The following is a 9,595-nucleotide window of genomic DNA, read 5'->3' as shown; positions in this document are numbered from 1 at the left end:
AGGCCGTTTCCGCACCACCCACAGCCGGCGCCATGACAAGCGGCTAAGTCGCTGGAACAATTAAGGGGGCTCGTAGCGCGTCTACGCCGCAATCCGAATATGTGAGCGGGAATTCGTACTCCGCCAGTGGACGGAAGTCGGGAAACGGGCCGCATGACGGGCAGTCGTATCGAAACGATAGCGACGAGGCTATAGCGCTAGAGGCCGTGCGTCGCTCTACCCTGAGCGGTGATGCGGACGACTTCCGGGTCACGTTGACGTCGGGGCATGGCGGTGAACGGACCTGTGTTTGGCGCGATCCGCGCCTGCGCCTTTGTCAGCAGCGTCTGCCAATCGAATCGCCTGCAAATCTTTATGAAAGCGTCGAGCGCAGGCGAATATTGACGTCCCCCGACAACAAAGAGCTCAACAGTGTGTTTGAAGTCGAAGTCCGCGATAGGACGGACGACAGCATCCGGCAGTGCTGGCGCGTGCTCCGGGGTTAGCATAACGCCAAGGTTTGCGCTAACTAGGTGCTGCAGGTGCTGCAGCCCTTGCGCGCGGTGCCCGGGCTGTGCGACCTGCCCCTCGCACAGCTGCTCGCGGAACGCACGGTAGATCTCGCAGTCAATCGCTTCAAGCCATTTTGCGGACCGCAGATCCTTCAGGCTAACGGTGGCCTCCTCTGCCATCCGGCTCCCCTCGGCGCATGCGACAAAGACTCTCTCGCGGAATAAGCTGAAACGCTCGATGCGTTCGGGCGTTGGCCCAATGCAGCTGCTACCCAGAGCGGCGCTGACGTCGCCGTTCAGTAAGCCTTCGAAGACGTTAGAGGATTCAGCATCGACCAGATCGACTTGGAGGCCCGGTAGCTGGGTCGTGAGCGCGGCGATCGGTTGCGCCAGGATCGACGCCGAGATCATCGGTGTCAGGGCCACCCGGAGTGTGGCGACCTTCTTCCGCTTGAATTTCTTAGCATTGGCGCGAGCATCCTCGACGGCGAGCAGCGTCCGCTCCAGCGCGGGCAGCATTAGCTTTCCAAGGTCTGTTAACTGGCTGAGGTGCCTTTCACGGAAAACCAGTGCCCCACCAAGTTCGTACTCCAGCTTCTGAATTGACTTGGTCAGCGCAGGTTGGGAGACGTTGCACTGTTCGGCCGCCCGAGTAAAATTCATGCACTTGGCAAGGGCTACGAAATACCGAATTTGGTGGAATTCCATGGTGGCTCCTTCTTATTTCGTCAGCTAGCCCGTCAAGCCGGCTTTCGTCAGGGGACTTCGTTCGTCAACGAGATCCGGCTGGACGTCCGTCATGCGGCAACACTCCGTTGAACGATGTCGAGCAGCGATTGCGTCTCGATTGGCTTTCTGAAAAACCCGGCCGCTCCGGAGTACATCGCGCGTTCGCGCCACGACTCCTCAGGGCGCCCGGTAATGAGAATGACCTTAGGTGGATCCGACATCTCGACGACGCGCTCGACCAGATCGATACCGGACAGCCCCGGCATATCGATGTCCGCGACCACGCAGTCACAGCGCTCGCTCTCCTCGGAATCGAGGAAGGACTCGGCGCTCCCGAAGCAGGCTACTTCGTGGCCAGCAGCACGCAGCAGGTAATTCAGCGACTCCCGGAGGAGGGCATCGTCATCGACGACGCAGATGAGAGCTTTCTTGTTCATGAAGCGAAACTGCGCCTATTCGACGCGCTCGCCTACTCTCCCTCGGCTGAGGTTAGTCCTGTCCTTTTGGACAGGCATCGATGAGCACCTACTCCTCGCCTTCCAGAAGTGCCGCCATCCGGGTCAATTCCGCGAGGCTGCTGGCCATCATCTTCATCATGACCGCGCTCCGATGAAATTTCACGGTGGTCTGCTGGATCTCTAATGCGCCCGCGATTTGCTTGTTCATTTGGCCTGCGCACACTAGCGCCATGACCTCGCGTTCACGTGCGGTCAGGCTTTCGTATCGTTTGCGCAATTCCGACAGCCGGTCCGGCGCCGCCGATGGCGGCTTCCACGTTCGGATGGCGTTGGCAACTGCCTCCAACATCTCCTGGTCCCGAAAAGGCTTTTCGATGAAGTCAACAGCGCCCGCCTTCATCGCCTGAACTGACATGCGGATATCGCCATAGCCGCTCATCAGGATAATTGGCAAACGGTTATTACGCTGAGCGAGCGACGCCTGCAGTTCGAGCCCGCTGGGCCCCGGCATCCTGACGTCGATGATCACGCAGCCAGGGACATCAGCTAGATCGGCAGCAAGAAAGTCCTCCGCACGACCGTAGAGCTTCACGGTGTAACCGACTGATCGCAGAAGATCGTCGATCGAATGTCTCATGAGGTCGTCGTCGTCGACGACATGGACGATAGCGTCGCCCAACATAGCTATTTCGTCTTCAGAGCAAGCGGTTGCCCTTCGGTCACGTTCACCGCTTATGGTCCCCAAGCTTCGGCTTCCGGTCGATCCGACGCGCTCGTCCCCTCTATCATTTTGTTGGGAGACATTGGTAGGCATCGAGTCAATTCCCAATGGGAATGGATGTAGTGCCGCTGCTGAAACGCGGACGGAACGCAATTTTCCATCATCCAGCATCCCAATATCCCGGCGGGCGCCGCCACAGGACGTCCGGTTAGAGGATAGCGTTCCTAGGTCATCTCCGACAGCCATAGATGCCCAAGAGAGTCACGTCCGAAGAGCTCGCGGGCCTGTTGATGACCATCACATGCAACTGAGATCAACGTTGAAGATCACCGGGCTTACCTCATACGCATCTGACTTCAGCGAGGCGTGCATCTTCACCGCCGTTATGGCCGCGCTCGCGTGCGCCCTGACCTATCGCTATTGTGTTTCGAGGATACCGCGCTCGTCCGGCGTCTAATCGGGCGCGGCTGTTCCCTTAAGGTCGATTGACTGTAAGGAGTGTCGCGAAGTCGGACCCGCGCCTCGCGAGGGGCCGCGATAACGTAGGGATATAGAACTTATGGCGACCGATGTCTCCAAATCGGTCCAAAGTCGTTCTCGTCGCGGTGTCGCATGTCGGCGCTGTGACGAGAACTTGAGGGAGACGCGAATGTCGGTCGTGAGCTTGCGAGAAACGTTGAAGTCAGCACTGGGAGCTATTCTTTCGCTACCAGATGCGGCCGCTGTTCCTATCGGAGACGGAGCGTTCGCGATAGATCTCTCCGCCGTGACAGAGGCGACATCTGCAAATGTCCGCAATGGTCGGGCGGAGATCCCTTTGCAAGGAGCAGATGGAGAGACCACCAGCGTCCTGTGCAAAATCATTTCCAACGATATTCCGATCTGCGGGCCCGCAGACATCGATCGAGACACCACGAAGATCTTCGTCCATGACATCGCAAATCTCTTGGCAGTTATCGATGGAGGCCTGCGGCTGCTTGATGTAAAGACTGACGCGCAAGATCGCGCTGTGATCATTGAAAGGCTCCGCCGCGCAGTCCAGCGCGGCGCGTCGCTCAGCCGCAAACTGCTGGACAGCAACCGTCCGTATTGCAGCACAGCTCGGACCGTCTCCCATGACCATATCGTGGACATCGGTGATCTGGTCGACCAGACGCTACGCGCTGACGTTGTTGTCGACACGCACATCAACCCGGGCCTCGGGCAGTTCCAAGCTGATCCGGAGGAGCTCCATCTTGCACTCCTCAATCTCTGCAAGAATGCAAGCGACGCGATGCCCGAAGGTGGGACGATCAGTATTAGCGCGCGGAACGTCTGCGTGCAGATAGACGCTCCCTGGGTCGAGATATCGGTTTCCGACGATGGGACCGGCATGAGCCCGGACGTGCTCGAACGAGCCTTCGAGCCCTACTTCACGACGAAGGAAATCGGCACAGGCACAGGGTTGGGCCTCACGCAAGTCAAACGCCTCGTCGAGCGCTGCAATGGAACGATTAATATCCAGAGCGCGGAAAACAAGGGAACTATCGTGCGTATGCTATTTCCCTGCGCGTAGAATGGCATCAGCGCGGCCGATCCGCAGGGCAAGTGGAGGACGGTCGGGCATATCGTCCATGAAGGCGATGGCGCCTTGGGGTCCTGAGCCAACGCGGTGCCGACCGCTAGGCACAGAACAGCCGACGCAGCGAGTTTGATCATCATGGCCGCCTCCTTAGTTGTACGCATCCGGCGTAGGCCGCAGGCTGGTTGGATCATTCCCGTTGCCAGCGCGTGAGCAGCTTGGGGTTTTCTTTGTAGAACCTGACGAGCTCGATCAGGTTTTCGATGCCAAAGTCGGTGAACGCCTGAACACCATCTTTGCCGACGCCATAGACCCAGATCAGGCCGTCCTCGATCTCCATTTCGACGGCAATGTCGCGCAGCCGGTCCTCGTCTTCGCCGAGGTCCTTTGCGACCTGGGTGATGGTGGTGACGTGATGAACCTTGTTGACGTGCGTGGTCATGCCGCTCGAGCGGAGAACGCTGATGCCGGCGTCCAATTCCAGGGCAGAAGCTCGTCCAGCCGGTGAGCTGGGTGGGCGGCGATGCGGGCAAGGATATCTGAGCCAGGCCTGCGGATCGACGCCATTCATTTTGGCCGTGATGATCAAGCTATACATGGACGCCGCGCGCCGTCCGCCGCGATCAGAGCCGCAGAACAACCAGGATTTTCGTCCAAGAGCGATGCCTCGCAAGCCTCTTTCGGCGGCATTGTTGGAGAGGCAAACCCGCTCGTCCTCCAGGAAGAGAGTGAAGCTCGCCCATCGCTTTAGGATGTAGTTGAACGCCTTGGCCAGGCCGTGCCCACGGGACAGCTTGGCGAGCTGCTCCCGCATATAGACCTGCAGGCCCTCGACCAGAGGCCCGGCTTAGCGTCCGTCGCATCTCCAGACGCTCTTCGGGCCTCCTGCCATTGATAGAGCGCTCGATCTCGAACAGCGTATCGATCCGCCGCACGACCTCGACCGCGATGGGCGAGAGCGGGATCTCCTTCTTGCCGGCGGCCTTGCGACGCGCATTCTCTTCGATATCGGCCATGGTGAAGACCGGGCGCCGCGCATGGACCCAACACGCCGCTTCCTGGATCGGTCCAGGGTGGCGTCCCGCCAGATAGGGCTGGTTGTACCCGTCATAGGCGTCCGCCTGCAGGATGCCGGCATACCCCGCCAGATGCGCCTGGGGATGCTCGCCCCTACGGTCGCGGGAGTAGAACATCGCCGCCGGCGGCCCGGCGCCGCCAAACGGCCGAGCGTCCCGAACGCAGATCCAGCACCGTGCCGTATCGGTTTTGCCCTTGGCCAGCACCGGCACCGTCGTATCATCGGCATGCAGGCGCTCGGCCGCCATGACATGGGCTTCGACCAGGCGCAGCAGGGGATCCAGCGCCGCACAGACCGACCCCACGGCGTCCGCCAGGGTCGACAGCGCGATCGGCACGCCTTCGACGGCGTAGCGCTCGGCATGACGGTTTGAGGGCTGATGTTGGCCGTGCTTCTCGAACATGATCATTGCCAACAGGCTCGGGCCGCGGATCGCCGACCGCCTTGAGATAGCGCGCGATGATTTCGTTGAACGGGGCTCGTTCCGGCGCTCGCCTGCAACCGGAGGCCGTCCGGAGTTTTCCTCGCTCCCCTAATGGCATCGCGTTGACGCAATGCCCCCCGGCGAGTCGGTCTAGATAGCGATACCCGCGCGTTCAAGCGGCGCTATGGCGCGCCAGGCAGCTATCGCACAAGGACGACATTTAGCATTGAGCGCCGCCATGCGCGTTTTGATGCAACCTGGTTGCACGACGCTAAAATTAGCTGCAATCTGTTGTTGTAGTAGTCGCCCTCGCCGGAGTTTTGCATGCTGGGGTATTGCTCTGTCGGAAATTGCGTTTTCGAGCCGTTCCGTTTTCTAAGCCAAAGGCTTGTCAGCGGCGGGAGATTGCGAGTTTCCTCAGTACTCGGCGCCATGTTGCTGGTCTGGCTCCTAGGTCCAGTCGCCGCGCAGAATGCGGATCGACCGCTTATTTTTATTCCTGGAATATTCGGCAGCAAATTATGCCAGGACGGCGACCCGAAGCACGTGATTTGGGGATCTGTAGCTGCACTAAGTCTTCTTCCGAAATTAAAATTACATGCCGACGGGAAGACGTCCGATGTGGTGGTCAAGCCTTGCGGCGAAATTGATGAGTTCGTCTATTTCGGCCCGCTCGGACAGGACATCTACGGTGATTTCCTGAAGGCCCTGGATACTGCAGGTTACAGGCGCGACAAAAATCTGTTCGTGTTTGCGTATGATTGGCGGCTGAGCAATTTCGAAAACGCCAAGATTCTCGAGGCGGAAATTGAGAAGTATGCCGCCCTCGCGAACCTCGGCCCATCTGATCAATTCGATGTTGTTGCCCACAGCATGGGTGGATTGATCATTACAATTCTGCAGAACTCAGCAAATCCAAGGATCGCCCGTGTCGTTACTGTGTCCACGCCATTCCAGGGATCTGTCAAACTGTTCTCCTCTCTCGAGATCGGTTGGGGTTGGATTCAGCGCAAGCTCGTTTCGATGAAACAAGTTCGAGAGACCGTGCTGAGTTTTCCGTCATTGTATGAGTTGTTGCCGACCTATCGAAATTGCTGCGCTCTCGGATCGGGAAGGCCGGGAAAAGCGCTTGACATGCGGAAAGCGGGCGACTTGCAGAGCATTGCTTGGTTGCGTGGAGTTCCAAGCGACGAGTTAGCCAAGAGGCTGGACTCGCTTTTGAAACTGCGGGCGCTCTCGGCAGCATCGCAGACCACTTCGGCCCGACTATACGGCGTCAAGGAAGAGACGCCGGAACAGATTTACCTTGCTCCCGGACAAGATGCCGATCCTGATCATCTGATCAGGAAGATCGTCCCCTCGTGGCTGGGTGACGGCACGGTGATGGACTACAGCGCTATGCGCGACAATGATCTTGGAAGGCTCCCTGGCGCTAGATTACACGAACGCATCATGTCCGACCCTCAGATTTTCGAGCAGATCAAGGCCGCGCTTGGCCGCCGGGGGCCGCCAGACGTGATTGCCGGCGCGCCTTTGGCAAAATGCGCCACTTCGAAGGGAGACCTTGAAATCGATGGGGCAACCATAGACGGGTCCGAAAGGCTGAACTTTCCCGAGCAGGATATGTCGGCAGTCTTCTACGTCCGCAGTTCGTCGGAAATGCAGGATCCGTCGGTGCTGCGTTCTATACCGATCGAAGGTCTCGTGGTTTCACCCGACGGCGAATCTTCCGTCAGGTTCGCCCCACAAGGGGCGCCGGAATTCGACAAGGAGCAAACAAAGGACGGGCCTCTCGACTTCTACACTCAGAAGTTCTCCGCAAGCTTTCGCGCTCCACGGCATCCGGGAGATGCAAAGATCGTAGTTCGTTGCCGCCCCCAACAAAGAGACGTTATTGCCTCGTGGGATTTCAGGGTTGCAGAATGATCGCTCGAACCTGGCTATTATCGTTGTCCTTCGGATTGGCCCTCGCCGGAGCGGCCGAATCTCAGACTCAGTCGTTCGACCGTGCTGTAGGTCTGGCGCGGAAATACACCGTGAAGGTGAAAGTTGAGGGCACGAGAACTGACAACGCAGAACCTGAGCGGTACGGGTCCGGCGTGATCCTGAGTAGCGACGGCTTCATTGCGACCGCAGCACACGTGATCGGTGCAAACTCGGAATGGGTACAAGGCGAAACTGACGGCTTGTTGAAGCGAACGGTCAAGGTCCGGATTTCGGACCCTTACGGAGAACTGGAGGATCGTTGGAGAAGCGCGATCGTAATTAAGGACTTGCCCGCCTCCGACGTGGCGGTGATAAAGATTACAGGAGGCGGGTTCGCTCGCGCCGAATGTAGATCCCTGCAGACGGTCCGCGGCACGGACATCTATAGACTCGGTTTCTCCGTGGGCGCCGCTTCGTCCGCTGATGAGAAACCCGGCACGACAGCGGTCAGCGAATTGCCCCAGAACTTCCGGGGAAACATGATATCCGAAAAGGGAATGAGCGGCGGACCTGCTATTGATATCAGCGGTAAGGTCGTCGGGATCGCCGTGAACCGCGAGGACAATCCACGTTTTGCATCTCAAAGCTATACGGAATTCGTCCGAATCGAAGAGGCCGCCGCACTACTCCCGAAGTCAGTCGGCGAGTCGAACTGCGCTGTCGGAGCGGATTCGGTCATCGGCGGCGGATCTCCGGTCGATATAACCGACAGGCTGAGGTCGCTCGGCTCGACTTCCACCCTCGTACTCCAATATCCCGATCAGACGGTTACCATCCGCGAAGGCGAGTATGTTCTTGACGGTCGGAGCCTTCGTCTGACAGCCAAGAGGTTGATCGTCTCAGGGAAGGTCACGCTCCGGTCATTCGCTGAAAATGCGTCGGCGCCTTTGGGGCAAACTGGCAATACCGGCGGCCCAGGGGGCCAAGCGGGCGGCGACGGACAGAACGGTGGGCCCGGTCTACAGGGAGGCCCCGGGTCGACCGGAGGCGACGGGCAGCCTGGCCGCGCGAGTGGCGCCTTTCTGCTCGATGTTGCCGATATAATCTTCGGAGCAGACGCCTCGCTCGAGATTTTCGCCAATGGCGAAGCCGGCGGGCGTGGAGGACCCGGAGGCGTAGGTGGGCCAGGAGGTGCGGGCGGCGCCGGCCGAAACCGTGGCGGCAACGCCGTCTGCGCCGGTAGCAAATCTCCAGGTAACGGCGGGCCGGGAGGAAAGGGCGGCACGGGCGGTAAGGGTGGTAACGGCGGCCGCGGCGGCGATGGAGGACAAATTGCATACTCGGCCTCGCTTGCAGACTATGTCGCTGACAAGAAACTGGTTCTGGTTGCTCCCGGCGGCCGTGGAGGACCAGGCGGCGCGTCTGGGGGAGGCGGCGCCCAAGGATCCGGCGGCGCAGCTGGCGCCGGTAGCCACTGTGGCGGTGGTGGAGATGCAGGAGCAACTGGTCCAGCAGGCGATCCTGGACCGCAAGGTCAGGTCGGCTCGACTGGCTCTTACGGAGATGTGCGCGGACTCTAAAGGGGTGGTGACTACTCTCGACCCTGAAAGTCACAGAGGGACATCGACTTTGTGAACCCTAGGACTTGCTGGAGTCCTTTTTTTTGCTGCTCGTCAACCTGATCTCGCCATCGCTTGACGAGATCGCGCCTGCGACCAGGATATCGCTCTTCGATCAGCTCCACCCGCTCGATACGGTCTGCACGGAACGTTCGAAAGTCCTCCCGGAGCTCGCACCAGCCGGCCACGAAACGCTTCGACTCGATGAAACTCAGCACGATCGGCCAGATGACGCGTAGCGTTTCGCTGCCCTTCGTATCGCGATAGGCGATCTGAAGCTTAAATTGTTCGCGCATGGCCTGGCGGACGATCCGCAGGTCCACGGCCGGCGCTCTGGTCTGTTGCGGCCGACGTGAAAAGCTTTTTCGGTGAGCAAGTGCCGCAACTCGGTCGGCGGCACTGCATCGATCTTCGCAATCGCGTTCTGGGCGGCGAAGGCAAGTCCGTCGTCCGTCTGGCGACCGACCCACTGTGCGCCGAGAGTCAGCGCCTGAAGTTCCTCCTGAGAGAACATTAGCGGCGGTAGCAGAAAGCCGGGCTTTAGCACGTAGCCGAAGCCTGGCTCTCCGTCGATATCGGCGCCCATCG

At 59.5% G+C, this 9,595-nt stretch carries 9 protein-coding genes and 1 pseudogene; 3 read left to right on the top strand and 7 right to left on the bottom strand.

Translation table 11 applies throughout. The features are described 5' to 3' along the window. Positions 1–197 precede the first annotated feature (197 nt). From QA640_RS09975 to QA640_RS09965, 3 genes are all read right to left on the bottom strand, one after another. Entirely contained in the window at positions 198–1,199 is a 1,002-nt protein-coding gene (locus QA640_RS09975) for a LysR family transcriptional regulator (RefSeq protein WP_283040510.1), read from the bottom strand. Positions 1,200–1,288: 89 nt separating this feature from the next. Continuing rightward, a complete protein-coding gene (locus tag QA640_RS09970) occupies positions 1,289–1,657 on the bottom strand; it encodes a response regulator (RefSeq protein WP_283040509.1) in 369 nt (122 codons plus the stop codon). Between the two features lie 88 nt (positions 1,658–1,745). Further along, positions 1,746–2,360: a response regulator transcription factor gene (locus tag QA640_RS09965; RefSeq protein WP_283040508.1), complete on the bottom strand. Its 615-nt coding sequence runs from the start codon at positions 2,358–2,360 to the stop codon at positions 1,746–1,748. Between the two features lie 688 nt (positions 2,361–3,048). Between QA640_RS09965 and QA640_RS09960 the strand changes: the two genes are divergently transcribed. After that, on the top strand, positions 3,049–3,954 hold the full coding sequence (locus QA640_RS09960) for an ATP-binding protein (RefSeq protein WP_283040507.1): 906 nt from the start codon (positions 3,049–3,051) through the stop codon (positions 3,952–3,954). Between the two features lie 196 nt (positions 3,955–4,150). Here the strand turns inward: QA640_RS09960 and QA640_RS09955 are convergent, their stop codons facing one another. Together QA640_RS09955 and QA640_RS09950 are read right to left on the bottom strand one after the other, a co-directional pair. After that, positions 4,151–4,402 (bottom strand): hypothetical protein, encoded by a 252-nt coding sequence (locus tag QA640_RS09955; protein WP_283040506.1) that lies wholly within the window; start codon positions 4,400–4,402, stop codon positions 4,151–4,153. Beyond that, positions 4,399–5,465 (bottom strand): annotated as a pseudogene (locus QA640_RS09950) (IS66 family transposase); the annotation flags it as partial. The pseudogene QA640_RS09950 and the gene QA640_RS09955, both read right to left, overlap by 4 nt. A gap of 321 nt (positions 5,466–5,786) precedes the next feature. Here QA640_RS09950 and QA640_RS09945 point away from each other — a divergent pair. Continuing rightward, entirely contained in the window at positions 5,787–7,388 is a 1,602-nt protein-coding gene (locus tag QA640_RS09945) for a hypothetical protein (protein ID WP_283040505.1), read from the top strand. After that, positions 7,385–8,968, top strand: a complete 1,584-nt coding sequence (locus QA640_RS09940) for a serine protease (protein WP_283040504.1) — start codon at positions 7,385–7,387, stop codon at positions 8,966–8,968. The genes QA640_RS09945 and QA640_RS09940 overlap by 4 nt, the downstream gene beginning before the upstream one ends. Positions 8,969–8,979: 11 nt before the next feature. Here QA640_RS09940 and QA640_RS48285 read toward each other — a convergent pair whose 3' ends face one another. Both QA640_RS48285 and QA640_RS48280 read right to left on the bottom strand, forming a co-directional pair. Beyond that, positions 8,980–9,330 (bottom strand): WYL domain-containing protein, encoded by a 351-nt coding sequence (locus QA640_RS48285; protein WP_349253706.1) that lies wholly within the window; start codon positions 9,328–9,330, stop codon positions 8,980–8,982. Continuing rightward, positions 9,219–9,593, bottom strand: a complete 375-nt coding sequence (locus tag QA640_RS48280; RefSeq protein WP_349253705.1) for a hypothetical protein — start codon at positions 9,591–9,593, stop codon at positions 9,219–9,221. The genes QA640_RS48285 and QA640_RS48280 overlap by 112 nt, the downstream gene beginning before the upstream one ends. Positions 9,594–9,595: the final 2 nt, after the last annotated feature.

This window comes from Bradyrhizobium sp. CB82 (genome assembly GCF_029714405.1).
GTDB lineage: Bacteria > Pseudomonadota > Alphaproteobacteria > Rhizobiales > Xanthobacteraceae > Bradyrhizobium.
This window is presented reverse-complemented; position numbering and strand designations above follow the sequence as displayed.